Source organism: Streptomyces sp. P6-2-1, from assembly GCF_050613165.1.
Classification (GTDB): Bacteria; Actinomycetota; Actinomycetes; order Streptomycetales; family Streptomycetaceae; genus Streptomyces.
Map to the genome: position 1 here is coordinate 4,790,484 of NZ_CP192513.1, position 25,076 is coordinate 4,815,559.

Below are 25,076 nucleotides of genomic sequence, written 5' to 3' on the forward strand. Positions count from 1 at the left end.
CCCGGCATGGATGATGCGAGTCTACGCGGGCGCCCGCCCGCGAGACGGGGGGCGAGCGCCCGGTGGGACGTGAGGAACGCGAAGCGTACGCGCGGGCACGGAGCCTCGCGCGGGCCGCCGAAGCGGTGCGCGCCGACTGGCACCGCGCCGTCACCTCCGTACGGGCGGCGGTCGACCCGCTGCTCGACGCCGAAGTCGCCGCGCTCCTCGCCCCCGTACCGCTCGCGCGACTCCAGGAGGTCACGCGCGGCCGGTTGCGCACCGCCGACGTCGAGGCCGCCGGGTACACCACGATCGGCGCCCTGCGCGAGGCCGGGGAACACGCCCTGCGCCGCGTCCCCGGCGTCGGCGCGGGGCGCGCGCGGCAGCTCGCCGCGGCCGCCGGGCGGTTCGCCGATACGGTGCGCGAGGCGCTGACCGTACGGCTGGACGCCGACCGTCCCACGCCCGGCACGACCGCGCTGCTCCACGCCCTGCACCCGCTCGTCACCGTCGGGACCGCGGGGCGGGCCACCGTGGCCGAGGCCGAGGAGTGGGCCGCGCGGCTGCGCGAACCGCTCGCCGTCGCCGCGCCGCTCGACGCGGCCTGGCCGCGCGCCGCGGCGCGCTCCCTCGCCGCCCGCTGCGTGCCCGCCAGGGGCAGGGCCCGCGAGGCGGCCAGGGCCGCGCTCGCGGAGCTGCGGGCGCTCGTCGCCGAGGCCGCCGGGGCCGGGCTCGGCGAACGGTTCGCGCAGACCTCCGCCGACCTGCTCCGTACCCCGGGCTCGCAGGCGGCGGCCTGGCTCGACTTCGCCCTGCGCGCCGCCGACTACCACGCCGTGCTCGCCGCGGCCGCCGGTCTCGACCCCGGCTCGGCGGCGGCCGCGGGGGACCTCCCCGCGGAGATCGCCGAGGAGGTGCGCCGACAGCCCCTGGACGAGCGGCACGTACGGGTCACGCTGCGCCCGTACCAGTCCTTCGGCGCCCGCTTCGCGCTCGCCCGCCGCCGCGTCCTGCTCGGCGATGAGATGGGGCTCGGCAAGTCGGTGCAGGCCATCGCCGTGCTCGCCCACCTCATGGCCGAGGCCGAGGACCGGCGGCGCGAGCCGCGGCCGCCGGTGGACGCGGGCGCCCTCACCGGGACCGAGCGCCGCCTCACCGGCTTCCCCGGTGCCCGCGAGGACCCGCCGCCCACTGACCCTCCCGGTGGCCGCGAGGACCCGCCGCCGGCCGCCCCGCCCGGCGCCTCCGGCGAGCCGCCCGCCACCGGCCCCGGCGGTCCGCCCTCCGCCGCGGGGACCCGCGCCCTCGTCGTCTGCCCGACGAGCCTCCTCGTCAACTGGCAGCGCGAATTCGCCGCCCACAGCGCGCTCCCCGTCCACGTCCTGTACGGACCCGGGCGCGCCCACGCCTACCAGGAGTGGCGCGCGGGCGCCGGGGTCGGCCTCACGACGTACACCACGCTCGCGAAACTGCCCCTCGCCGACGCCTCCCAGGTCGCGACCGTCGTCCTCGACGAGGCGCAGTACGTCAAGAACCACCGCACCCAGCGGGCCGGGGCCGCCCGCGAGTGGACCCGCCAGGAGGCGCGCCGCGTGCTGCTCCTGAGCGGTACGCCGATGGAGCACCGCCCCGCCGAACTCGCCGCGCTCGTCGGCCTCCTCGACGAGACGCCGCACCTCACCGGGCCGTACGCGCCCGAGAGCCCGCACGCCTTCAGGGCCGCGCTCGCCCCGGTCTACCTGCGCCGCGAACAAGCCGACGTCCTCGCCGAACTCCCCGGCGTCCAGCACACCCGCGAGTGGCTCGTGCCCGGCCCCGCCGAGAACGCCGCCTACCGCGCCGCCGTCGTCGCGGGCAGCTTCCCGGCGATGCGGCGGGCGGCCTTCGCAGGTCCGGAGCCTTCCGCGAAGGCCGCCCGGCTGCGGGACCTCGTCGCCGAGGCGGCGGCGAACGGCCGCAAGACGCTCGTCTTCTCGTACTTCCCCGACGTGCTCGACGCGGTACGCGCGCACCTGCCCCCCGACGTGCCCGTGCACGGCCCGGTCACCGGCACGCTGGACGCCCGCGCGCGCCAGGACCTCGTGGACGCCTTCACGACCACGGACGGCCCCGCCGTCCTGCTCGCCCCGATCCGCGTCGCCGGGCTCGGCCTCAACCTCCAGGCCGCCTCCGTCGTCGTCCTGTGCGAGCCCCAGACGAGCACGGCCCTGGAGTCGCAGGCCGTCGCCCGCGCCCACCGCATGGGCCAGGCCCGCTCCGTACGGGTGCACCACCTCCTCACCCCCGGCGGCATCGACACGCACCTCCTCGGCGTGCAGGAGGAGCGCACCCACCTCTTCGACACGCACGCGCGCCGCAGCGTCATCGCCGAGAGCATCCCGGAGGCGACGGACACTTTCGACGCCGAGATCGCCCGCCGGATCGTGGCCGAGGAACGGGGGCGGCTCGGCGTGGCGGAAGCCGAGGGGAACGGGGGCGGGACCGGCCGGGGCGACGGCGACGGGTGAGGGATACGGAGCGGGGCGCCGCCCACCCGCCCGCCCCGCGCCCTCCTCACCGTCCCCGCCGCCCCCACCACAGGGCCAGCGCGCCCAGCGCCGCCCCGCCCGCCGCGAAGGCCGCGCGCGGCCCCGCCGCCGACGTCAGCGCGCCCGCCAGGACCGCTCCCGTCGCGCTCGCCAGCCCGCACACGGCCGCACCGGCGACCCCCGCGCGGCCCATCAGCTCCACCGGCGTCCGCTTCTGCCGCTCCGTCTGCGCGTGCACGTTCCAGGCGCCGAAGCCGAGGCCGTACGCGAAGAGCGTGAGGCCCGCGAGGAACACACCGTGCGCCGTCGCTGCCAGCGCGGCGGCGAGCGCCGCGCACCACGGCGCCGCGCGCAGCACGACCCGTACCGGCAGCAGGGGCGCGGCCGCGGCGCCGGCGAGCCCGCCCACGGCGAAGGCGGCGACCAGGAGCGCGTACCCGAGGTCGCCGAGCCCGAGCACCCGCCCCGTCCACACCACGAGCATCGCCGCGAGACCGTCCGTGACCAGCGAGAACACGGCGCTGCCGAGGAGCGAGCGGCGGATGGCCCGGTCCTGGGCCACGAGCCGCAGGCCCGCCTGCGCCTCCGCCCGTACGCGGCCCCTGAGCGGTGCGGCAGGGCGCCTGCCGGGCAGTGTCGCGCAGGCCACGAGCCCCGCGGCGAGCGCGAAGCTCAGCGCGTCGGCGCCGAGCGGCACCGCGGCGCCCGCACCGAGCAGGACGGCGCCGAGCGGCGGCCCGAGCAGCGTGTCGCTGAGGATCGCGGAGGACTGGACACGGGCGTTGGCCGCGGCGAGCCGCTCCGTGCCGACGAGCGCGGGAACCGTGCCCGCGCAGGCCGCCGCGTACAGGACCTCGCCGCAGCCGAGCAGGAACGTCGCGACCGTGAGCAGTCCCACCGAGGACTGACCCGCGGCGACCGCCCACGCGAGCAGTCCGGCGAGCAGCGCCCGGCCCGCGTCGACGCCGACGATCACGGGACGCCTGGGCAGCCGGTCGGCGAGGAGCCCGGCGAGCGGGCTCAGGAGCCACGAGACGTGCCCGGCGACCGCGACCAGGGCGATGAGCCGGGGATCGCCGGTGACGCGCGAGGCGAGCAGTGGCATCGCGACGAAGCGGATGCCGTCGCCGAGCGCGGAGACGGTGACGGACGCCCACAGCAGCCGGAAGGCGAGGACGCGGGAGCGTGGTGGAGCGAGCGTGGCCATGATTCCCCCCTGGATCAAGCACGGAAGCGGAGCACGCGCACAAAGGTGAACGTGACTCGCGTTCATGTTTGACCTCTTCCCGTGCTCCGTCAACCCCCGCCCTGTGCCACGCTGGCCTCATGGCCGAGACAGCACCCCCCGCCGCCCGCGAGCGCCCCCAGCAGCGCCGCAGCAAGGAGAAGGTCGCCCGGATCAAGGCCGCGACGATGCGCCTGCTCGACGCGCGCCCGTACGGCGAGATCACGACGAAGCACATCGCCGCGGAGGCCGGGATCTCCGTCGGGCTCCTCTACCGGTACTTCCCGGACAAGGAAGCCATCGCGACCGCGCTCGCCCGGGAGTTCCAGGACAGCCACGTCGCGCTCGTCGCCGGGCACACCGCCGTGCACCCGCCGGGGGAGACCGTCGAGGGCCTGATCCGCCGTCTCGTCGACGCCTTCGCCGAGCGCTTCAGGACCGAGCCGGGGTTCCGCAGCCTGTGGCTCGCCGGGCCGCCCCGCCTCCCCGAGCACACCGAGCCGAGCGACGGCGCGAACGCGCGCATCGCCGCCCTCGTGCACCGCGCCCTCGTCGCGCACCACGGGCTGCCCGCGACGGAGGTGGCGGAGCGGCGCGTCGCGATGGCCGTCGACGCGCTCGACGACCTGCTCCAGCGCGCCTTTCGCGAGGACCCGCGCGGCGATGACTGGGTCCTCGCGGAGGCGGCCCGCATGATGGCCCTCTACCTCACGACGCGACCGAGGACCGAGAGCCCGCCGGAGAACCCGACCGAGGAGCCGATCGCATGAGCAGCAAGAGCCCCGTTCGCTGGGGGTACGCCTTCGTCGACCGCCCCCGCGCGGGCGAGGGCCGCGACCGCGCCTTCTGGGCGGCGGTGACCGGTACGGAGATCTCCGAGGCGCGCGGGGCGGAAGGCGAGTTCGTCACCTTCCTGCCCCCCGAGCCCTATGACGCCGTGCTCAAGCACCAGTCGCTGCGCGAGGGCAGGGGCGGTACGCACCTCGATCTCGGCGTCGCGGACGTCGAGGGCTTCGCGCGCCACGCGGCCGGCCTCGGCGCCCTCACGGAGCACGAGGAACCGGGCCTCGTCGTGCTCCGCAGCCCGGCAGGGCTCGGTTTCTGCGTCGTCCGGGACGACGGCCTCAACGTGCCCCCGCCGAGCTTCGGCGGCGCGCGCCTGGACCAGGTGACGCTGGACATCGGCCCCTCGGCGTACGAGGACGAGGTGCTCTTCTGGACGCGGATGACGGGCTGGGAGGCCGAGCCCACGGACCGCCCCGAGTACCAGCACCTGCGTACGGCAAGGGAGTTCCCCTTCCGCGTCCTCGCCCAGCGCCTCGCGGCCGACCGCCCGCCCGGCGCGCACGTCGACTTCGCCACGGCCGACCGCGAGGCGGCCCGCGCGCGCCACGAACTCGCGGGCGCCACCTACGTGCGGGAAGGCGCCGAGTGGCACGTGATGCGCGACACGGCGGGCATCGAATACTGCCTGACGGACCGCTCGCCGGAGCAGTGACGGCGCGGCGGAGCGGTGCCCGTGCGCGGAGCGGTGCCCGTGCGGCGGAGCGGTGGCCTGCGCCGGGGTGGTGGCCGTGCGCCGGAGCGGTGACGGTGCGCTGCCCGCTTGCTTAGGCTCTCCCGCATGGTCTCTGTGGTGCAGAACGTGGCGATCGACTGTGCGGACGCGTACGCCCTGGCGTGCTTCTGGAGCGAGGTGACGGGACGTCCGCTGGACCCGGAGTGCGCGCCGGGGGACCGGGAGACGGCGGTGGCGCTCGCGGAGGGGCCGAAGTTGTACTTCAACGAGGTGCCCGAGCCCAAGACCGTCAAGAACCGCGTGCACCTGTGCCTGCGGCCCGGAACCACCAGGGACGCGGAGGTCGAGCGACTGCTCGCGCTCGGGGCCGCCTTCCTCGCCGACCACCGGGAGCCGGACGGCTCGGGCTGGGTCGTCCTGGCGGACCCCGAGGGCAATGAGCTGTGCGTGCTGCGGGGGGACGCCGAGCGGTAGCGGCGAAGGGCGTCCCCGGCGGCTCAGGTCCCCTGCGGGGACGGCCCCCGCCGGAGGCTGCCGGTCGGGGAGGCGGGCTGCCGCTCGCGGACGGCATCGCCGCCGCATGGACCGTACGGGACCGGGCCGTGCGGGTCTCCCGGTGGGGAAAACCCGTACGGTCCCCGCCCCGCCGCTTGTTAGTCTCCACGTGAGACAGGGCATGCCCGCTCTCTCCGCAGAGCCGACTGCCGTAGGGGCCGGTGCCTCAGCGCCCGGCTGCGCCGAGCGGCAGGGGAGAGCTGTGACGACCGTGCGTGCAGGAACACGCCGCGCGAACACCGCACTCGGCGCCGCCACCGCGTGCTACGCGCTCGCCATGTCCGTCTTCGGCACCACGACGAGCCTCTTCCTCACCGACGAGGCGGACGCCGGTCCCTGGCGGGTCGGTCTGTACTTCGTGCTGAGCGCCCTCGTCTCCGTGGGCCTCGGGCTCGCGGTGGGGCGCTGGTCGGACCGGCTCACCGACCGCAGGAACGTGCTCGTCATGGCGGCGCTCGCCGGAGTCGCGGGCGCGGGCTGCTTCGCGCTCGTACGGGAGTACGCGCTCGTGTGCGCCGCGGGCGCCCTGCTCGGTGGCCTCGCCAGTACATACGCCTCGCAAGTCTTCGCGTACTCGCGGGAGTTGTCCGAGCTGACCGGGCGGCCGCTCGCGCGCGGGACCGCCGCCGTGCGGGCCGTGTTCTCGGCCGGGTGGGTGCTCGGGCCGCCCGCCGGGCTCTTCCTTCTCACGCGCACGGGCTTCGGGACGCTGTACGCGAGCCTGGCGGCGCTCCTCCTGCTCGCCGCGCTGCTCGCCCGCCGGGTGCTGCCCCGCGTGCCCCGCGCGCGGACACCTCCCACGGGCCTGCGCCACGCGCTCGCCCGGGTTCCGTACCGCACCTGGCTGTTGCTCGGCGCGGCGACGGCCGTCAACGTCGCCGACCAGATGTACCTCATCGCGCTCGCCCCGCACGCCACGCGTGACCTCGGCCTGAGCCCCGCGCTCGTCGGCGTGCTCGCGGGGACGTGCGCCGCGCTGGAGATCCCGCTGCTCATCGGGGTGGGGAGGTGCGCGGGGCGGTGGGGCGAGGAGCGCCTCGTACGGGCCGCCGCCGTGCTCGCCGCGGCGTTCTTCGCGCTCATGCCCTTCGCCGCGACCGGCCCGTACCTCTTGCTCCTCCAGGTGCCCAACGCGCTGTGGACAGCTGTGCTCGTGAGCCTGCCGATGGTGCTCGTGCAGCGCGAGATCCCCGGCGGCGCGGGTACGGCGGCCGCGCTCTTCTCGGCGACCTTCCCGCTCGCCCAGCTGCTCTCGGGCGGCCTCACCGGGCTCGTCGCCGCCCTGGCGGGGTACGGAGGGACCTTCTGGTGCGGCGCCGCCCTGTGCGTACTCGCCCGCGTGCTGCTCGGGGCACGCGGGCGAGCGGCGGCGTGAGGGGCGCGCGGCGTCAGGCGCGCGGCCTCAGGCGTGAGGCGCGTCAGGCGTGAGGCGCGTCAGCGGGGGCCCGGGACGTCTCCGGGCGAGGCGCCGAAGACGAGGTCGAGCACTCCGCTCATGTGCGGGTCGTGGGCGTGGACGCCGGGCCGGGCCACGGACTCGGCGCGGTCGTACCGCCAGCCGCTGTTGACGCCTTCGAAGTGGCGGTGGTGGACCTTGTCGGTCGGCGCCGTTTCCGCGCCCGCGACGCTGTGCACGCGCCACTGCGTGGTCGGCTCGTCGAGCAGGCCGGGCACGGCGGCCCACTTCACCGTGGTCGTCCCCTCGGCGCGGTGGTGGTAGTCGACGAAGCGGCGCTGGCGGTCGGCGGGCATCGGTGTGCGCGTCGCCTTCGCCATCCAGTAGCCGGAGAACATCACGACGCCCGTTTCCGACTCGGCGGCGTGCTCGAAGACCGGGCGGTTGTCGTCGGCAAGCACGAGTTCGTCGATGTCGACGCTGACGACCCCGGCCGCCTGGGAGAGGTAGCGGAAGCGGCCGTGCTCCAGGAGCCCGTACTGGCAGTAGTCCGAGTCCCAGATCTTCTTCGGGCCGCCCTGCGGGCCGAAGGGGAAGGGCCAGTCCACGACGACGGCCGTCGTGATCCCGTCCACCTCGGCGATGGCGTCGGCGACGTCCTGCGCGGTGTAGCGCGTGGAGCCGTTGTCGTAGAAGACGATCCCGGTCACGCCGTGCACGAGGTGGTAGTAGCGCAGGAAGTCCTTGACCCAGACGAGGTCGTTGTCCTTGGACTTCGTGATGATCGTGCGCTGCCCCGCGAAGAGGTCCGACTCATTGGGCGCGATGAGGGCGCTGAACCGGTCGTACCCCAGGCCGAAGGTCAGCTCGCGGCCCGCGCCCGCCCCGGCGACGACCGAGCGCTGGGTGCGGCCCCAGTCGTGGAGCCTGAGGTCGCCGCTGACGTCGGCGCCGTCGACGCGCCAGGTCCCGTTGGCGAGCGGCTCCCGGAGATTGCCCACCGGCGGGCCGCTCAGCCACACGTCGTCGCCGTACTGGAAGGCGTCGTAGAAGAGGGTGCGGTCGTCGAACTGGTCGAGGTACTCGGGCTGCCTGTCCTCGGGCTTGCGCGGCGGTTCCCTGCGGAAGCCGGACGTGGCGGGCAGCGTCACCGAGGAGGGCCGGACGACCTTGATCGTCCTCGGTGAACGCTCCCCGCTCGCCCGCCGCCTGTCCCAGGCCCCGCGTGCGGCACGGACCGGTGCGAGGAACTCGTCGAGGCTGAGGTCCCCCGCGCCGAGCGCGTATCTGCGGTGCTCCGACTCCAGCGCGGCGACGCGGCGGCTCAGGCGAGCGACCTCGGCCCGCGAGGGCCGCGCCTGCTCGTGGGCGTTCCCGGCGGCTCCAGTTGGCATTCTTGCTCCCGATTCCGAGCGCGCCCTCCGGTTCGGCGTCGCCGGGTCACGGCCAGCAGCAGCGCGCGCCGGTGGGGGACGGTTCGCAGTTGATCAAGTGATGAGCATATGACAGCTCCGCGCCCCTCCGGCACCGCCCGCCCGCCTCACCGCACCGCCCCCGCACCGCCTCCGCCCCGCCCCTGTACCACCCCGCCCCCCCGGCACCCTCCCGTCCCCCGTCGCCCCGCCCCCCTACCAGGCCGCCTCCCGCACGTCCGCCGGGGCGGGCTCGAAGTCCTCCGGAGGCCCGAACACCACGTCCAGGACGCGGCTCATGCGGAGGTCGAAGGTGTGGGTGCCCGGCCGCACGACCTCTTCGGTCCTGTCGTACTTCCAGCCGTTGTTGACGCCTTGGTAGTGGCGGTGGTGGATGCGCTCGTTCTTCTCCGCGTTCGAGCCCGCGACGCTGTGCACCCGCCACTGCGTGGACCGCCAGTCCACGAGGGCGGGCAGGACCGCCCACTTCACCGTGGTCGTGCCCTTGACGCGGTGCCGGTAGTCGACGAACCGCCGCTGCCGCTCCGGGTCCATCGGCTCCGCCGTCGCCTTCGCGATCCAGCTGCCCTCGAACATCACCGTCCCTGTCGGCGACTCCTCGGCGTGCTCGAAGACGGAGCGCGCGTCGTCGCACAGGACCAGTTCGTCGATGTCGACGCTGACGACCCCGGCCGCCCGGGAGAGGTAGCGGAAGCGGCCGTGCTCCAGCATTCCGTACTGGCAGTAGTCCGAGTCCCAGACCTTGTGGGGGCCGCAGTTCGGGCCCCAGGGGTAGCGCCAGTCCACGACGACGGCCGTCGTGATGCCCTCCACCGCCGCGATGGCGACGGCGACGTCCTGCGGCGTGTACTTCGTCGAGTTGTTGTCGTAGAGGACGACGCCCGTCACGCCGTGCACGAGGTGGTAGTAGCGCAGGAAGTCCTTGACCCAGACGAGGTCGTTGTCCTTGGACTTCGTGATGATCGTGCGCTGCCCCGCGAAGAGGTCCGACTCATTGGGCGCGATGAGGGCGCTGAACCGGTCGTACCCCAGGCCGAAGGTCAGCTCGCGGCCCGCGCCCGCCCCGGCGACGACCGAGCGCTGGGTGCGGCCCCAGTCGTGGAGCCTGAGGTCGCCGCTGACGTCGGCGCCGTCGACGCGCCAGGTCCCGTTGGCGAGCGGCTCCCGGAGATTGCCCACCGGCGGGCCGCTCAGCCACACGTCGTCGCCGTACTGGAAGGCGTCGTAGAAGAGGGTGCGGTCGTCGAACTGGTCGAGGTACTCGGGCTGCCTGTCCTCGGGCTTGCGCGGCGGTTCCCTGCGGAAGCCGGACGTGGCGGGCAGCGTCACCGAGGAGGGCCGGACGACCTTGATCGTCCTCGGTGAACGCTCCCCGCTCGCCCGCCGCCTGTCCCAGGCCCCGCGTGCGGCACGGACCGGTGCGAGGAACTCGTCGAGGCTGAGGTCCCCCGCGCCGAGCGCGTATCTGCGGTGCTCCGACTCCAGCGCGGCGACGCGGCGGCTCAGGCGAGCGACCTCGGCCCGCGAGGGCCGCGCCTGCTCGTGGGCGTTCCCGGCGGCTCCAGTTGGCATTCTTGCTCCCGATTCCGAGCGCGCCCTCCGGTTCGGCGTCGCCGGGTCACGGCCAGCAGCAGCGCGCGCCGGTGGGGGACGGTTCGCAGTTGATCAAGTGATGAGCATATGACAGCTCCGCGCCCCTCCGGCACCGCCCGCCCGCCTCACCGCACCGCCCCCGCACCGCCTCCGCCCCGCCCCTGTACCACCCCGCCCCCCCGGCACCCTCCCGTCCCCCGTCGCCCCGCCCCCCTACCAGGCCGCCTCCCGCACGTCCGCCGGGGCGGGCTCGAAGTCCTCCGGAGGCCCGAACACCACGTCCAGGACGCGGCTCATGCGGAGGTCGAAGGTGTGGGTGCCCGGCCGCACGACCTCTTCGGTCCTGTCGTACTTCCAGCCGTTGTTGACGCCTTGGTAGTGGCGGTGGTGGATGCGCTCGTTCTTCTCCGCGTTCGAGCCCGCGACGCTGTGCACCCGCCACTGCGTGGACCGCCAGTCCACGAGGGCGGGCAGGACCGCCCACTTCACCGTGGTCGTGCCCTTGACGCGGTGCCGGTAGTCGACGAACCGCCGCTGCCGCTCCGGGTCCATCGGCTCCGCCGTCGCCTTCGCGATCCAGCTGCCCTCGAACATCACCGTCCCTGTCGGCGACTCCTCGGCGTGCTCGAAGACGGAGCGCGCGTCGTCGCACAGGACCAGTTCGTCGATGTCGACGCTGACGACCCCGGCCGCCCGGGAGAGGTAGCGGAAGCGGCCGTGCTCCAGCATTCCGTACTGGCAGTAGTCCGAGTCCCAGACCTTGTGGGGGCCGCAGTTCGGGCCCCAGGGGTAGCGCCAGTCCACGACGACGGCCGTCGTGATGCCCTCCACCGCCGCGATGGCGTCGGCGACGTCTTGCGGCGTGTACTTCGTCGAGTTGTTGTCGTAGAGGACGACGCCCGTCACGCCGTGCACGAGGTGGTAGTACTGGAGGAAGTCCTGAATCCAGACGAGGTCGTTGTCCTGGGACTTCGTGATGATCGTCCGCTGACCCGCGAACAGGCCGGACTCGTCGGGCGCGATCGCGGCACTGAAGCGCGTGTCGCCGAGGCCGAGCGTCAGGCGCTCTCCCGGGCCCGCGTTCCTGATCAGGGAGCGCTGGGTCCTGCCCCAGTCCGAGAGCGAGACGCGGGCGCCGACGTCCGTGCCGTCCACGCGCCAGTCCGCCTTCTCCAACGGCTCCTTGAGGTTGTTGAGCGGCGGCCCGGAGAGCCAGACGTCCTCGCCGAGGCGGAACGCGTCGTAGAACAGCGTCCTGCTGTCGAACTTCTCCAGGTAGTCCTGCTGCTGGTCCTCGGGCTTGCGCGGCGGTACGCGGCGCAGCGGCGCCTCCTCGGGGAGCGTGATCCCCGAGGGGCGTACGACCTTGACGGTCTTCTGCTCCGGCTCACCGACCGAGCGCCGCACGTCCCAGGCGGCGCGCGCCTCGCGCAGCGGCCGGAGGAACTCGTCGAGCGTGCGCGCGCCCGCCGGCCTGTCGCGCGCCGCCTCGACGCGGGCGAGCCTGCGCTCGATCGCCGCGAGGTCCGGGTGCGGTATGTCCCCTCGTCCGGCCCCGTTCGCTGATCCGGTGTCGGTTCCAGTGCTCACGATCGCTCCTGCCGGTTCGGTGTGCGGGTTCCGGTGACGGGAGCGCCGGGCGCGGGGCCTGGGCGCTGCCGCACTGGTCCCATTGATAGCGCCGATGCGGGGACGCGGCACGTCGCACGGGTGACGCGCGGGGCTGATCGGATGACGCGAGCGGGCCCGTCACGGAACGATCGCCGTGCCGGGCCCGCAGGGGGGCCGTGCGCCGCGGGCCCCGGGAGGCGCGGCGCGGGCCTCAGGGGTGCGTGGGCGACCCTTCGGGGGACGGGCCGAAGACGAGGTCGAGTACGCGGCTCATCCGGAGGTCGTACGTGTGGGTCCCCGGCGTGACGACGGTCTCGGCGCGTGCGTACTTCCAGCCGTTGTTGACGCCCTGGAAGTGCCGGTGGTGGATCTTCTCGGTGTTGGCGACGGGCGCGCCCGCGACGCTGTGGATGCGCCACTGCGTCGACTGGTCGTCGACCATCGCGGGGATGAGGGCCCACTTCACCGTGGTCGTGCCCTTCACGCGGTGGTGGTAGTCGGAGAAGCGGCGCTGCCGGTGCGGGTCCATCGGCGTCCGCGTCGCCTTGGCCATCCAGACCCCCGAGAAGGCCACGACGCCCTGTTCCGCCTCGGCGGCGTGCTCGAAGACGGTGCGGGCGTCCTCGGTCAGGATCAGTTCGTCGATGTCGGTGCTGATGACCCCGGCCGCCTTCCTCAGGTAGCGGAAGTGGCCGTGCTCCAGCATCCCGTACTGGCAGTAGTCCGAGTCCCAGACCTTGTGGGGGCCGCCGTTGGGGCCGAAGGGGAAGGCCCAGTCGACGACCACGGCGGTCGTGATCCCGTCCACCTGCGCGATGGCGTCCGCGACGTCCTGCGGCGTGTACTTCGTCGAGTTGTTGTCGTAGAACACGACGCCGGTCACGCCGTGGACGACGTGGTAGTAGCGCAGGTAGTCCTGAATCCAGACGAGGTCGTTGTCCTGGGACTTCGTGATGATCGTCCGCTGGCCCGCGAACAGGTCGGACTCGTCGGGCGCGATGACCGCGCTGAACCCGGTGCTGCCCAGGTCGAGCGTGAGGTGCCTGCCGTGCCCCTCGCCGGTGATCCGCGAGCGCTGGGTGCGGCCCCAGTCGTTCAGCTCCACGGCGTGGCCGACGTCGGTGCCGTCCACGCGCCAGTCCGCCTTCTTCAGCGGCTCCTTGAGGTTGCTCACCGGCGGCCCGCAGAGCCAGATGTCGTCGCCCGACTGGAAGACGTCGTAGAAGACGGTGTGGCTGTCGTACTTCTCCAGGTAGTCGGGCTGCATGTCCTCCGGCTTACGGGGCGGGACGCGCCGCAGGGGGGAGTGGGCGGGGAGCGTCATGCCGGAGGGCTGGACGACCTTGATGACCTTCTGCCGCGGTTCGCCCGTGGCGCGGCGCAGGTCCGCGGCCTGTCTGCGGACACGTATCGGTTCCAGGAACTCGTCGATCGTGAGGGCACCCGCGGCGCGCCGGGCCGTGGCACGTTCCGACTCCAGCCAGGCGATGCGGCGATCGAGCCGTGCGATCTCCGACCTGAGCTGCTCGGTGGAGTCCGCGTCGTGTGCCGCGTACGCGCTGTCGACGGTTTCTGTCACTTTCGCTCCCGTTTCCGAGGGTGGTTGACCGCTTGTGTCCGTTGAGCATCGCCAAGCGAGCCGACAGCATATATCTGGCCGTCTTGTCTGACTTTTACCGATGCCTCCTGGGCTGTCGCCGCAGGTCAGGCCCTGGTACGTCCGACGGCGCCGCCCTGCCGGGAGCCGGCCAGCGCCCGCGCCGTCCCGCTCTCGCCCGTGATCCGCACCAGCCCCTCGTCGACCGCCGCGGACAGCGTCAGCGTGCCCTCGGCCAGGGCGCGGCACGTCTCGGCGCTCATGTGCAGGCGCGCGTCGGGGTCCTGCGCGGGGCCCTCGCCGTACGGGGGGTGCGCCTGGGGGGTGTGGGGGCGGAGGTGGAAGAGGCCCTCGGGGAGTTCGACCTCGATGACGGCCGGGCCCCGGAGCGCGGCGGCGAGCGGGGCGATGAGGGGGAGCGCGAGCCAGTGGGCGCGGACCGCGTCGGTGGGGCGGCGGCTCGTGAGGTCGGGGGCGCCCCAGGCCGCGAGCGCGGTGAGGACGGGCAGCAGCGCACGGCCCCGGTCGGTCAGCTCGTACACCGACGCCGCGGAGGGGGCCGGGAGTTTGCGGCGGGTGGCGAGACCGTCGCGCTCCATGTCCCGCAGCCGGGTCGCGAGCATGTCGGTGCTGACGCCGGGGAGGTCGGCGAGCAGGTCGGTGTAGCGGCGCGGGCCCGCGAGCAGTTCCCGTACCACCAGCAGGCTCCAGCGGTCGCCGACCGCGTCGAGCGCGCGCGAGACCGCGCAGTACTGGTCGTAGCTTCGGCGGCGGGGCTGCGTCTGACGTGGCATGAGCCGCAGTCTAGACACAGGGTTGGACTTTCCAAGTGCCCGCTTGGTAAAACCAAGCATCACAGTTTCCGTGGAGGCACCGATGGAGTTCCGGCAGTCGAACAAGCTGAACGGGGTCTGCTACGAGATCCGGGGCCCGGTGATCGAGCAGGCGAACGCGCTGGAGGAGGCGGGCCACAGCGTGCTGCGGCTCAACACGGGCAACCCCGCGCTCTTCGGCTTCGAGGCGCCGGAGGAGATCGTCCAGGACATGATCCGGATGCTCCCGCAGGCCCACGGCTACACCGACTCGCGCGGCATCCTCTCCGCGCGCCGCGCCGTCGCCCAGCGGTACCAGGCGCTCGGCGTCGAGGGCGTCACCGTCGATGACGTGTGGCTCGGCAACGGGGTCTCCGAACTCATCACGATGGCCGTGCAGGCGCTCGTCGAGGACGGCGACGAAGTCCTCGTGCCCGCCCCCGACTTCCCGCTGTGGACCGCCGTCGTCACGCTCTCGGGCGGCAAGGCGGTGCACTACGTGTGCGACGAGTCGGCCGACTGGAACCCGGACCTCGCCGACATGGAGTCCCGGATCACCGACCGCACGAAGGCGCTCGTCCTCATCAACCCCAACAACCCGACGGGGGCGGTCTATCCGCGGGAGATCGTCGAGGGCGTGCTCGACCTCGCGCGGCGGCACGGGCTCATGGTCCTCGCCGACGAGATCTATGACCAGATCCTCTACGACGACGAAGTGCACCACAGCGCCGCCGCGTTGGGCCCCGACGTGGTGGTCCTCACCTTCAGCGGGCTCTCGAAGACGTACCGCGTGGCCGGGTTCAGGTCCGGGTGGCTCGTGGTGAGCGGGCCGCGGCAGCACGCGCGGGACTACCTGGAGGGGCTCCAGATGCTCGCCTCGATGCGGCTCTGCGCCAACGCGCCCGCGCAGTACGCGATTCAGGCGGCCCTGGGCGGACGGCAGTCCATTCGCGAACTCACCGCGCCGGGCGGCCGGTTGCGCGAGCAGCGGGACCGGGCCTGGGAGAAGCTGAACGAGATCCCCGGGGTGAGCTGCGTGAAGCCGAAGGGCGCCCTGTACGCGTTCCCGCGGATCGACCCGGCGGTGCACCCGATCGTGGACGACGAGCGGTTCGTCCTCGACCTGTTGCTGCGGGAGAAGATCCAGGTGGTGCAGGGGACGGGGTTCAACTGGGCCAGGCCCGACCACTTCCGGATTCTCACCCTGCCGTACGCCGACGACCTGGAGTCGGCGATCGGCCGCATCGGCCGCTTCCTCGCCGGGTACCGGCAGGCGGGCTGAACGGGGCAGGGGGGCGACGGCGGCCCGGGCGGGGCCCTTCGCGCGGGGCGACGGCGGCCCGTGCGGCGGCTCAGGCCATGCCCGTCTTCAGCCCCGCCCCGCACAGCGGTACCACCGCCTCGGCGTCCCCCACCGCCCCTTCCCGTACCGCGGCCCAGCACGCCACCCCCGTCGCCTCGACGTACAACCCCCGCTTCGCCAGGTCCTCCTGGGCCGGGCGGATCGCGGACTCGGGGACCGTGTGGAAGGCGCCGCCCGTGGCCCGTACCGCCGCCAGGATCTGCCGCGCCCTGGGCGGCCGGGGGATCGCGATGCCCTCGGCCAGGGTCGGGGCGGCCGGGGTGTGCCCGGCGAGGTCGTCGCGTCCCTCGCGCCACGCCCGCGCCAGCGGCGGGACCGCGGCGGCCTGGACGGCGTGCAGGGCGGGGCGGCGCCTGATCAGGCCCGCTCCGTGCAACTCCTCGATCGCCAGCGCCGCGCCGAGCAGCAGGGTGCCGTTGCCGACAGGGACCACGAGCGCTTCGGGGAGACGCCCGCCGAGCTGTTCCCACAGCTCGTGCACGTACGTCTTCGTGCCCTGTGTGAAGTACGGGTGGAAGACGTGGCTCGCGTAGAAGACGCCCGGCTCGCCCGCGGCGGCGCGGGCCGCGAGCGCCGTCGCCTCGCGGTCGCCGGGGACGCGGACGACGCGGGCCCCGTGCGCGGCGATCTGCTCCGTCTTCTTCGGGGACGTCGACTCCGGTACGTACACCGTGCACGGCAGTCCCGCGCGGGCGCAGTAGGCCGCCACCGACGTCCCCGCGTTGCCGCTGCTGTCCGCCAGGACCCCGCCCGCGCCGAGGCGCTTGGCCAGGCCGACGAGGAGGACCGCGCCCCTGTCCTTGAAGGACAGTGTCGGCATGAGGAAGTCCAGCTTCGCCGAGACCCGTTCGGTGAGCGGGACGAGCGGGCTGCCGCCCTCGCCGAGCGAGAGCGCGGGGGCGGCGGGCGGCAGGAGGTCCGCGTACCGCCACAGTGAGGACACGGGTCCGGCGGCGGGCCGGGGGACGGGGTGGAAGTCGAGATCCAGGGGGCCCGCGCAGACGGGGCAGCACCACGCGGGGTCCGCGAGCGGGACGCGGGTGCCCTCGCTCGGGCACAGGCGGTCGGGGAGCGCGGTGGCTGTCATGGGGGTGAGCCTAGGGTCTGGGAGCGCCGGGGTTCCCCGAGGCGTGCGGGCCGCACGCTGCGTGAGGGACAACTTCGGGGGGCCGGGTTTTCCCGGGGCCTTTAGCGGACAGGAAGTCCCTGCGCAAAGCCTCTTCATCACATCGGGTGAAACTTTGGCCTCCGCTTGCGGGCGACAACTTTCGGTTGTCACGCTGTGGCCGTCTGTCAACCTGATCGGAGTGGCTTGTGACTTTCGGTGAGCAGCCGGCGTATCTGCGTGTCGCGGGTGATCTCCGTCAGAAGATCGTCGACGGTTCGCTTCCGCCGCACACCCGCCTTCCCTCGCAGGCGCGCATCCGCAAGGAGTACGGCGTCTCGGACACCGTGGCCCTGGAGGCGCGCAAGGTGCTGATGGCCGAAGGGCTCGTGGAGGGCCGCTCGGGCTCGGGCACCTACGTACGCGAGCGGCTCGAACCGCGGCGGATCGCGCGCTCCGGGTTCCGGGCCCCGGCCGGGGCGTCGACGGCCTTCCGGCAGGAGCAGGCCGCCGAGGGGGCGCAGGGCTCCTGGGACGCGCACAGCGCGCAGGACGTCGCGCCCGAGGACATCGCGGAGCGGCTCGGGATCGAGGCGGGCGAGCGCGTCATGCGCACCCGGTACGTGTTCCGCGAGTCCGGGCGGCCCCTGATGCTCTCCACCTCCTGGGAACCCCTCTCGCTCACGGGGCGCACCCCCGTCATGCTTCCCGAGGAGGGTCCGCTGGGCGGCTGCGGCGTCGTCGAGCGCATGGCGGCGATCGACACCGTCGTCGACAACGTGGTCGAGGAGGTCGGCGCGCGCCCCGGCCTCGCCGAGGAACTGGGCCTGCTCGGCGGGGTCCCTGGACACGTCGTCATCGTCATCTCCCGTACGTACTACGCCTCGCAGCGCGCGGTGGAGACCGCCGACCTCGTCGTCCCCGCCGACCGCTACCGCCTCGCGTACCACCTCCCCGTTCGCTAGACTCCGCCCCTCGCGCGCGCCACCTGCGCGTGCAGGGGGGCGCGTTGGGCGTGTGCGCCCCCCTGCCACCCCCGGCTTCGCGGCCCGCGGTGGCCGGTTCGTCCCCTCGCATCGTGCCAACTCGTATGCGGTGCGTGAAGGCGGGGGGTAGGGTCGGGCATATGCGAAACGGAGTTTCCACGGGGGGCGTCGCCAGGGTGGGACGCCAGGTGCGCAAGGCCGGCACGGCCGATCCCGTCGCCTCGCTGCCCTGGCAGTTGATACGGCGTGACAACGGCGAAGAGGACAGCTACCGCGTCGCCAGCTACGCCACCCGCGCCGAGGCCGAGCGCCGCGCCGACGGCCTCAACGCCCGTGTCCCCGCACCCCGTGCGCTCTACGTCGTCGAGCACGCCGACGACCGCCCCCGCCCCGAGGGCATCCCCAGCCTGGGGGACGACCTCCTGTAGCGGGACGGCCCCCCTGGCGGGACGGCCCCCCGGCGGGAAGACCTCCTCCGGCGGGACTCCCCTCTCGCGGGACGGCCTCCTCCGTGCGGCGGAGCAGCCTCTAGAGTCGTCCGCCGGACGGATGGCGCGCACCGGCGTGCGGACCGGCGACGAGGGGCGCGAGCGGTGCTGATCGACACGGTGGCCTGGGTACGGATCGAGGGCGGGCGCGTGCTGTGCGCGCGCCCGCGCGGCAAGGACGTCTTCTACGTGCCCGGCGGCAAGCGCGAGCCCGGCGAGAGCGACGTCGAGGTCCTCGTCCGCGAGGCGGAGGAGGAGCTGACCGTACGGCTCGACGCGGCGAGCGCGCGCCACCTCGGCACGTACGAGGCGGACGTCCCCGAGTCCCCCGGGACGCGGGTGCGGATGAGCTGCTGGACCGCCGAGCACAGCGGGGAGATCGCGCCGAGCGGCGAGATCGAGGAGATCGCCTGGTTCACGCTCGCCGAGCGCGCCGAGGTCCCGCCCGTCGACCGCCTCCTCTTCGACGAACTCGCGCGGCGCGGACTCCTCGGCTGAGCGGTCCGCGCGGGCCCTTCCTCCCCACCCTCCTCCCCGTCCGCCGGGCGGGCTCCCCGTGCTGCGCCATTCGTGCCAACCCGCAGGGAAGTACGCGTGATTCCGTCTGAAAGGCGCGGCTTGGGGCTATTGATGGCGCAAGGGATTCTCCGCCAAGGGTCTTCTACGGTCTTTCTGGGGAAGTGATCGTCTTGATCGACACCGAGGGCGTGTGCGCCGAGTGGACCTTTCCGGCTGAGCCCGGTGTGGCGCGCAGGGCCAGGGACCTGACCCGTGAGCGCCTCACCGACTGGGGCCTCGCCGCGATGACCGACGTGACGATTCTCGTCGTCAGCGAACTCGTCACCAACTCCCTCAGATACGCCCACGGCCCCATCGGCCTGCGCCTCTCGCGCCGCAGGGACAGCCTCTTCGTCGAGGTGTCCGATCCCGTCACGCAGGGCCCGCGCGAACGCAGACCCAGACCCGACGAGGAACGCGGGCGCGGCATCCGCCTGCTGAGCAGGCAGTCGCGGAACTGGGGCACGAGCGTGGACCCCGCGCAGGCGGGCAAGACGGTGTGGTGCGAACTCCCGATCCCGGTCGCCTGAGCCACGTACGTCCCCTCTCGCGCGGCCCTTTCGCACGTTCCCCTCGCGCCTCCCGCCCGCGCGCGCCCTTCGCCTGAACCTCCGTACGAATTCCGGGCGTTTGTCGCTTCCGTACGGCGCGAAAGCGGTGGTACGGGGCTCCGTGTGCGCCCCTGTGCTCCCGCACGCCTCCGCGCTTGCCGCCCCGCGCGCCCGTTCTCGCTCCTGTGCGACCCGTACGCTTCGCGCCGCCTGCGTACCGGCCGCCGGGCCCGCCGCCGTACCCGCCCGCGCGCGCGGCGGGGCCGCCGGGCGGCGCGGGGCGCAGCCCGGACGTACGAGGCGGATTAGAGGTGGGGGCGGCTGGTTAGGAGAGAGGAAGTGTCGATCTCCAGGTCAGGGCCCAGGGCAGCCGTCGGGGCCGCGCGCGCGTGGGCGGGTGCGGTTCCTTCCGCGTGCGCGTCGGTGTGCGCGGGGGCGCGTGTGACGGGGGCCGGAAAGCGTCGTGATCGGCCAGTGATCGTGAAGGCCGTTGGGTGTGGCGCCGCTGTGCTGGATACTGCGGGAAGCCGCCGCCCGGAGCGCCCCCCGGTCGCGGTGGGCTGGAGGGGACGGTTCGCGTGAGCGAGATACCTGCGAGGACGGCGGCCTCCCGCCGTGCCCCGGACGAGATCGTGTGGCAGAGCAGCCCGCCGGGCTCCCTCTACGACTACATCAAGGTCGCCGCCTTCTCGATAGGGCCGGACGGCACCGTCGACCAGTGGAGCGAGCGGGCCGAACGGCTCTTCGGCATCCGCGCCGAGGACGTCGTGGGCCGCGATCCCGTCGAGGTCTTCGTGCCGCCCAGGCTGCGCGGCCAGGGACATCGCAAGCTCGCCGAGATCCTCGACGGCCGCGAGTGGACGGGGATCGTCCCCTTCCGCCTGCCCGCGAGACGGGACCCGGCGAGTTGCGGTGGCCCGCGCGAGGACACGCACGGTGAGGGGCCCGAACCCGACCCCGCGAGCGGCGGTCCCGCTCCCTCGGGCGCCGGTTCCGGCACCCCGGATTCCGCTTCGGGGCACCTTCCGGCACAGGAGGGCGTCGCGGAGATCTACGTCATGCCCACGCGTACCGAACTCGGCGATCCCGCCGCGGTGTGTATCGCCGTGGACGTCCGCACCCTGCGCGGGATCGAGACGGACCTCGCCGCGTCGCAGGCGATTTTCGGCCAATCTCCCTTCGGTTTCGTGCTCTTCGGAACGGATCTGCGGATACGGAGGGTCAACGAGCGGTTCGCCTCCGTTTTCGGCCGCCCGGCCGAGGCCCACCAGGGGCGCGGGGCCGCGGACTACCTCGGGCCCGCGCAGTGCGAGCGCCTGGAGACCGCGCTGCGGCACGTCCTGGAGAAGGGCGGGGCGCTCAACGACCTGAGCCTGACGGGGACACCTCCCGGTGAGCCGCACCCCAAGCACTGGTCGATCGACCTCTACCGCGTGCACACCGGCACCGGCCGCCCGCTCGGCGTCGCCGCCCTCGCGACCGACGTGACCAGGCGCCAGGCCGCCGCGCGCGAGGCCGCGAGCGCGCGGCGCAACCTCGCCCTGCTCAACGAGGCGGGCTCGCGCATCGGCAACTCGCTCGACCTGGAGACCACGGCGCGCGAACTCCTCGACGTCGCCGTCCCGGGATTCTGCGACCTCGCCTCTGTCGACCTGTACCACGCGCTGCTGAGCGGCGACGAGCAGGCGCCGGGGATGACGGACGGGAGCGCCGAGCTGCGGCGGGTCGCCTTCGCGAGCGCCGTCGCCGACGTCCTGCCGTTCCTGCGCCAGCGCGAGGGGGGCGCGGTCCCGGGCACGGCGAGCGGAGCCCCCGGCACGGGTGCGGGCGCTCCTGCCACGGGCGCGGGCGCCCCCGCGCGGTCCGTACCGCCCGCCGTGGCCGCGCCGCCGCAGGCCCGTACCGAAGCGAGCCCCGAGGACCGGATGCGGGAGTGGAGCGCCTCGCCCGCCGGGCCGTTCACTGTCGGGCGGCCCAGCGCGCCGGGTGAGGGACGGCGGGAACGGGGACGGCCCTGGTACGGCTACGGGCCGGGACCGGAGGAGGCGCGGCGGCACGGGGCCGGAGCGGGCTCCGTCGACGTCGGCGCCGTGCACCGCTACCCGTCCGACTCGCCGCGCTCCCGCGTGCTGCGCACCGCGCGGCCCGAACTGCTCCCCGGCACGGACGGCGACCTCGTGCAGTCCACGCTCGCCGTGCCGATGGTCGCGCACGACAAGGTCGTGGGGCTCGCGCAGTTCGCCAGGACCAAGGGCAGCGAGCCCTTCGGCGAACGCGACCGCGCGCTCGCCGTCGAACTCGCGACGCGCGCCGCCGTGTTCATCGACAACGCGCGCCTGTACCGGCGCGAGCACGAGCGCGCCCTGCTCCTCCAGCGCAGCCTGCTCCCGCCCGGGGAGCCGGAGGCCGCCGGGCTCGACATCGCCTGCCGGTACCTGCCGGGCAACGAGGCGACCGAGGTGGGCGGTGACTGGTTCGACGTCATCGAACTGCCGGGGCACCGCACGGCACTTGTCGTCGGGGACGTCATGGGACGCGGGCTGCGCGCGGCCGCGGCGATGGGCGAACTGCGCACCGCCGTACGCACCCTCGCGCTCCTCGACCTCGAACCCGCCGAAGTGCTCTCGCACTTGGACGAGATCGCGCAAGGGCTCGGCTCGCCGCAGCAGACGACGCGCGCGGCCCGCCAGGACCAGGACACCGACCTCGCCGAGGTGTACCTCGCCACGTGCGTGTACGCGGTGTACGACTCCGTGACCCGTCGCTGCACCTTCGCCAACGCCGGCCACCTGCCGCCCGTCCTCCTGGAGCCGAGCGGCGCGCACCGGCCCGCGCTGCTGCTCGACGTACCCCCGGGGATGCCGCTCGGTGTCGGCGGGGAGCCCTTCGATGAGGTCACCGTGGAACTCCCCGAGGGCGCGCTGCTCGCGCTGTACACCGACGGGCTCGTGGAGTCCAGGCACCAGCCGCTCGACGAGGGCCTGCTCGCCTTCCGCAACGCCCTCACCGACCCCGGGCGCCCGCTGGAGGACATCTGCGACCAGGTCCTGCGGCGCCTCGACACGCACCACGGCGAGGACGACATCGCCCTCCTCATGGCGCGCGTGCAGGGGCTGCCCGAGGAGAACGTGGGCGACTGGACGCTGCCGCGCGACCCGCAATCGGTCGGCAAGGCACGCGAGTACACGCGCGAACGGCTCGCCGGCTGGGGACTCGAAGCCCTCGCCGACACGACGGAACTCCTCGTCAGCGAGCTGGTCACGAACGCCTTGCGGTACGGGGACGGGGAGATCAGGCTGCGGCTGCTCCTCGACAGGACGCTCGTGTGCGAGGTGTGGGACGAAGGGCTCGTGCAGCCGAGGCGGCGGCGGGCCAAGGACACGGACGAGGGAGGACGGGGACTCCAGCTCGTCGGGCTGCTCGCCGCCTCGTGGGGCTCGCGCAGGACCCCGCACGGCAAGACGGTGTGGTTCGAGCTGGGGCTGCCGGACGGCGAGTCGGGCGGGGTGGACGCGGCGGAGGCGCTGCTGAGCCTCTTCTGACGGCGGCGCGTGACCGTCGCCCCTCGGCATGTCGGTTACTCTGTGCGACGTGCCGGGGGGTCGCTCCGGGCTCGGTGGGCCGGGAGGCGGGCGGATGCAGACGGAGACCGTGGAGCGGGACGCGGGCGGGGCCGGGGACGCCCCCTCGGGGCCGCACCCGAAGACGCGTGCGCCGAGGGCCCGTTGGGTACGGGCGCTGCGGTGGGCCGCGCTCGTCGTCGTCCTGCTCGTGCTGCTGCCCGTGCTCGCCGCCGGGACCTGGCTGCGCTTCTCGTACGCGGGGGAACCCGGGGACGGGACCCGCACGCGCGGCAGGGACGCGCTGTGGCTCGGGCACGCGTGGGTGGACGGGCGCAAGGACGCGGGCGACCTCGACCGGCTCGCCGAACGGCTCCGCTACACCGGCATCCGCGATCTCTACGTGCACGCGGGCCCTCTGGAGCACGACGGCACGCTGCCGAAGAAGCTGTACCCGAAGGCGGGCCGGCTCGTCGACGGGCTCCACGCGCGACTGCCGGGGCTGCGCGTGCAGGCCTGGCTCGGCGACGTGCTCGACACCGAGACACCGGACGGGCTGCACATGGCGGACGCGGCGACCCGCGCCGCGATCCTCACCTCCTCGCGGCAGATACTCGACGCCGGATTCCAGGGACTGCACTTCGACTTCGAGCCCCTGCACTCCGGCGACAGCGACTTCCTCGGCCTGCTCACCCGCCTGCACACCCTCACGGCGGCGCGGCACGCCCCGCTCTCCGTCGCCGCGCACCAGATCGACCCGCTCCCCGACCTGCACACCGCCTTCGGCGCGGTCAGCGGGCACGAGAAGTACTGGAGCCAGGCGTACTTCGGGCAGGTCGCGCGCCGCGTCGACCAGATCGCCGTCATGTCGTACGACACGGCGATGCCCCTGGAGAGCCTGTACGGCGGCTACGTCGCCCAGCAGACCGAACTCGCCCTCGAAGTCACCCCGCCGGAGACCGACCTGCTCATGGGCATGCCCTTCTTCCACGAGAACAAGCCCGGCCACCGCGCCGCCGCCGAGACCGTCCCCGCCGCCGTGCGCGGCGCCCGGCTCGGCCTCGCGCGCACCGACCGCGAGCGCATCCGCTTCGGCCTCGCCCTGTACGTGGACTTCGCCGCGACCGAGGCCGACTGGAAGGCGTACCGCGACAATTGGGGCGCCCCGGTCAACGGGCTCGGGTAGCGCCGCGCGAGAGGCGTCTTCGGCCTGCCGGACACACGGACCCACCCCCCTGAGGAAGGACTGACGTGCGCGCACGAGGCATCACCTACGACACCGGGACCTTCCCCGGCGACCTGTTCACCCGGAAGACCTTCGACCCGGAGCACGTGCGGTACGACATGGCGGTGATCGCGGGCGACCTGCACTGCGACGCCGTGCGCGTCACCGGCCGCGACGCGGAACGGCTCGGTGTCGCGGCCCGGCACGCGGCCGACGCGGGCCTCGAAGTGTGGTTCTCGCCGTTCCCCGTCGACCTCCCGCCCGAGCGCGTCCTGGCGTTCTTCGCCGACTGCGCGCGGCGCGCCGAGGCCCTGCGCGCGGAGGGCGCACAGGTCGTGTTCGTCACGGGCTGTGAACTCAGCGCCTTCGCGGACGGCTTCCTCCCCGGCGACACCCACCGCGAGCGCCTGCACGCGATGGCCACCGCCGACCTGGCCTGGTGGACCTCGCTCGGGCCGGTCCCCGAGCGCCTCAACGCCTTCCTCGCCGAGGCGGCGACGACCGTGCGGGCCCACTTCGGCGGGAAGGTCACCTACGCGTCCGGCGCCTGGGAACCCGTCGACTGGACACCGTTCGACCTCGTGGGCGTCGACGCCTACCGCACCGCGCGGAACGCCGGGGACTTCCGCGCCGGGCTGCGCGCCCTTCGCTCCCACGGCAAGCCGCTCGCCGTCACCGAGTACGGCACATGCGCCTACCGGGGCGCGGGCGACCTGGGTGGCATGGCCTGGCAGCCGCCGGAGGGAGCGGTCCCCGACGAGGGCGAGCAGGTGCGCTACCTCGACGAACTGCTCGACATCTTCGAGGACGAGGGCGTCGACACGGCCCTGTGGTTCTCCTTCGCCAACTACGACAAGCCCCTGGACCGCGACCTCGCCTCCTACGGCGTCGTGCGCATGCTCGACGCGACCCACTGGGAGCCGAAAGAGGTCTTCCACGCCATGAGCGCCAGGTACCGGCGGCCCACCGGCGCCCACGGCGCCCAGTGA

20 protein-coding genes are annotated in these 25,076 nt (G+C 73.9%); 13 read left to right on the plus strand and 7 right to left on the minus strand.

From position 1 onward, the window contains the following. Positions 1 to 62 precede the first annotated feature (62 nt). The gene (locus tag ACQYWQ_RS20570) at positions 63 to 2,489 is read left to right on the plus strand and encodes a DEAD/DEAH box helicase (RefSeq protein ID WP_431036485.1); all 2,427 of its coding nucleotides are present in this window, start codon (positions 63 to 65) and stop codon (positions 2,487 to 2,489) included. A gap of 46 nt (positions 2,490 to 2,535) precedes the next feature. Here ACQYWQ_RS20570 and ACQYWQ_RS20575 read toward each other — a convergent pair whose 3' ends face one another. Then, complete coding sequence (locus ACQYWQ_RS20575) at positions 2,536 to 3,717, minus strand: MFS transporter (RefSeq protein WP_431036487.1); 1,182 nt, start codon at positions 3,715 to 3,717, stop codon at positions 2,536 to 2,538. Between the two features lie 119 nt (positions 3,718 to 3,836). On the opposite strand from ACQYWQ_RS20575, the gene ACQYWQ_RS20580 reads away from it, so the two are divergent. The 4 genes from ACQYWQ_RS20580 (at position 3,837) to ACQYWQ_RS20595 (ending at position 7,184) form a co-directional block, all read left to right on the plus strand. Further along, on the plus strand, positions 3,837 to 4,505 hold the full coding sequence (locus ACQYWQ_RS20580) for a TetR/AcrR family transcriptional regulator (RefSeq protein WP_431036489.1): 669 nt from the start codon (positions 3,837 to 3,839) through the stop codon (positions 4,503 to 4,505). Beyond that, positions 4,502 to 5,233: a VOC family protein gene (locus ACQYWQ_RS20585; protein WP_431036491.1), complete on the plus strand. Its 732-nt coding sequence runs from the start codon at positions 4,502 to 4,504 to the stop codon at positions 5,231 to 5,233. The genes ACQYWQ_RS20580 and ACQYWQ_RS20585 overlap by 4 nt, the downstream gene beginning before the upstream one ends. Positions 5,234 to 5,359: 126 nt before the next feature. After that, positions 5,360 to 5,728 (plus strand): VOC family protein, encoded by a 369-nt coding sequence (locus ACQYWQ_RS20590; protein ID WP_431036493.1) that lies wholly within the window; start codon positions 5,360 to 5,362, stop codon positions 5,726 to 5,728. A gap of 283 nt (positions 5,729 to 6,011) precedes the next feature. Beyond that, positions 6,012 to 7,184, plus strand: coding sequence for an MFS transporter (locus ACQYWQ_RS20595; protein WP_431036495.1), 1,173 nt, complete (start codon positions 6,012 to 6,014; stop codon positions 7,182 to 7,184). A gap of 59 nt (positions 7,185 to 7,243) precedes the next feature. Here the strand turns inward: ACQYWQ_RS20595 and ACQYWQ_RS20600 are convergent, their stop codons facing one another. The 5 genes from ACQYWQ_RS20600 to ACQYWQ_RS20620 form a co-directional block, all read right to left on the minus strand. Then, entirely contained in the window at positions 7,244 to 8,599 is a 1,356-nt protein-coding gene (locus tag ACQYWQ_RS20600) for a capsule biosynthesis protein CapZ (protein ID WP_431036497.1), read from the minus strand. 234 nt (positions 8,600 to 8,833) lie between these two features. Then, the gene (locus ACQYWQ_RS20605; protein WP_431036499.1) at positions 8,834 to 10,210 is read right to left on the minus strand and encodes a capsule biosynthesis protein CapZ; all 1,377 of its coding nucleotides are present in this window, start codon (positions 10,208 to 10,210) and stop codon (positions 8,834 to 8,836) included. A gap of 234 nt (positions 10,211 to 10,444) precedes the next feature. Continuing rightward, positions 10,445 to 11,821 carry a capsule biosynthesis protein CapZ gene (locus ACQYWQ_RS20610; RefSeq protein ID WP_431036501.1) on the minus strand — a complete coding sequence of 459 codons (1,377 nt, stop codon included), beginning with the start codon at positions 11,819 to 11,821 and terminating at the stop codon, positions 10,445 to 10,447. Between the two features lie 232 nt (positions 11,822 to 12,053). Continuing rightward, positions 12,054 to 13,421: a capsule biosynthesis protein CapZ gene (locus ACQYWQ_RS20615; RefSeq protein WP_431036503.1), complete on the minus strand. Its 1,368-nt coding sequence runs from the start codon at positions 13,419 to 13,421 to the stop codon at positions 12,054 to 12,056. Between the two features lie 125 nt (positions 13,422 to 13,546). After that, on the minus strand, positions 13,547 to 14,233 hold the full coding sequence (locus ACQYWQ_RS20620) for a winged helix-turn-helix transcriptional regulator (protein ID WP_431036504.1): 687 nt from the start codon (positions 14,231 to 14,233) through the stop codon (positions 13,547 to 13,549). Between the two features lie 82 nt (positions 14,234 to 14,315). On the opposite strand from ACQYWQ_RS20620, the gene ACQYWQ_RS20625 reads away from it, so the two are divergent. Next, positions 14,316 to 15,533 carry a pyridoxal phosphate-dependent aminotransferase gene (locus ACQYWQ_RS20625; protein ID WP_431039270.1) on the plus strand — a complete coding sequence of 406 codons (1,218 nt, stop codon included), beginning with the start codon at positions 14,316 to 14,318 and terminating at the stop codon, positions 15,531 to 15,533. Between the two features lie 70 nt (positions 15,534 to 15,603). Here the strand turns inward: ACQYWQ_RS20625 and ACQYWQ_RS20630 are convergent, their stop codons facing one another. Then, entirely contained in the window at positions 15,604 to 16,701 is a 1,098-nt protein-coding gene (locus ACQYWQ_RS20630) for a threonine synthase (RefSeq protein WP_431036506.1), read from the minus strand. A 227-nt stretch (positions 16,702 to 16,928) separates the two neighbouring features. On the opposite strand from ACQYWQ_RS20630, the gene ACQYWQ_RS20635 reads away from it, so the two are divergent. The 7 genes from ACQYWQ_RS20635 (at position 16,929) to ACQYWQ_RS20665 (ending at position 25,076) form a co-directional block, all read left to right on the plus strand. Then, on the plus strand, positions 16,929 to 17,684 hold the full coding sequence (locus ACQYWQ_RS20635; RefSeq protein ID WP_431036508.1) for a GntR family transcriptional regulator: 756 nt from the start codon (positions 16,929 to 16,931) through the stop codon (positions 17,682 to 17,684). 161 nt (positions 17,685 to 17,845) lie between these two features. Next, complete coding sequence (locus ACQYWQ_RS20640; protein WP_431036509.1) at positions 17,846 to 18,133, plus strand: hypothetical protein; 288 nt, start codon at positions 17,846 to 17,848, stop codon at positions 18,131 to 18,133. Positions 18,134 to 18,298: 165 nt separating this feature from the next. Continuing rightward, positions 18,299 to 18,691, plus strand: a complete 393-nt coding sequence (locus ACQYWQ_RS20645) for an NUDIX hydrolase (protein ID WP_431036511.1) — start codon at positions 18,299 to 18,301, stop codon at positions 18,689 to 18,691. Positions 18,692 to 18,873: 182 nt separating this feature from the next. Then, positions 18,874 to 19,281, plus strand: coding sequence for an ATP-binding protein (locus tag ACQYWQ_RS20650; protein ID WP_431036512.1), 408 nt, complete (start codon positions 18,874 to 18,876; stop codon positions 19,279 to 19,281). 599 nt (positions 19,282 to 19,880) lie between these two features. Continuing rightward, positions 19,881 to 22,844: a SpoIIE family protein phosphatase gene (locus tag ACQYWQ_RS20655; RefSeq protein ID WP_431036514.1), complete on the plus strand. Its 2,964-nt coding sequence runs from the start codon at positions 19,881 to 19,883 to the stop codon at positions 22,842 to 22,844. 94 nt (positions 22,845 to 22,938) lie between these two features. Beyond that, positions 22,939 to 24,048 carry a hypothetical protein gene (locus ACQYWQ_RS20660; RefSeq protein WP_431036515.1) on the plus strand — a complete coding sequence of 370 codons (1,110 nt, stop codon included), beginning with the start codon at positions 22,939 to 22,941 and terminating at the stop codon, positions 24,046 to 24,048. 65 nt (positions 24,049 to 24,113) lie between these two features. Further along, complete coding sequence (locus tag ACQYWQ_RS20665) at positions 24,114 to 25,076, plus strand: hypothetical protein (RefSeq protein ID WP_431036517.1); 963 nt, start codon at positions 24,114 to 24,116, stop codon at positions 25,074 to 25,076.

Coding starts and splice junctions, on each gene's coding strand:
- ACQYWQ_RS20575 (WP_431036487.1), bottom strand. CDS start 3,717: ATGGCCACGCTCGCTCCACCACGCTCCCGCGTCCTCGCCTTCCGGCTG.
- ACQYWQ_RS20580 (WP_431036489.1), top strand. CDS start 3,837: ATGGCCGAGACAGCACCCCCCGCCGCCCGCGAGCGCCCCCAGCAGCGC.
- ACQYWQ_RS20585 (WP_431036491.1), top strand. CDS start 4,502: ATGAGCAGCAAGAGCCCCGTTCGCTGGGGGTACGCCTTCGTCGACCGC.
- ACQYWQ_RS20590 (WP_431036493.1), top strand. CDS start 5,360: ATGGTCTCTGTGGTGCAGAACGTGGCGATCGACTGTGCGGACGCGTAC.
- ACQYWQ_RS20600 (WP_431036497.1), bottom strand. CDS start 8,599: ATGCCAACTGGAGCCGCCGGGAACGCCCACGAGCAGGCGCGGCCCTCG.
- ACQYWQ_RS20605 (WP_431036499.1), bottom strand. CDS start 10,210: ATGCCAACTGGAGCCGCCGGGAACGCCCACGAGCAGGCGCGGCCCTCG.
- ACQYWQ_RS20620 (WP_431036504.1), bottom strand. CDS start 14,233: ATGCCACGTCAGACGCAGCCCCGCCGCCGAAGCTACGACCAGTACTGC.
- ACQYWQ_RS20625 (WP_431039270.1), top strand. CDS start 14,316: ATGGAGTTCCGGCAGTCGAACAAGCTGAACGGGGTCTGCTACGAGATC.
- ACQYWQ_RS20630 (WP_431036506.1), bottom strand. CDS start 16,701: ATGACAGCCACCGCGCTCCCCGACCGCCTGTGCCCGAGCGAGGGCACC.
- ACQYWQ_RS20640 (WP_431036509.1), top strand. CDS start 17,846: ATGCGAAACGGAGTTTCCACGGGGGGCGTCGCCAGGGTGGGACGCCAG.
- ACQYWQ_RS20660 (WP_431036515.1), top strand. CDS start 22,939: ATGCAGACGGAGACCGTGGAGCGGGACGCGGGCGGGGCCGGGGACGCC.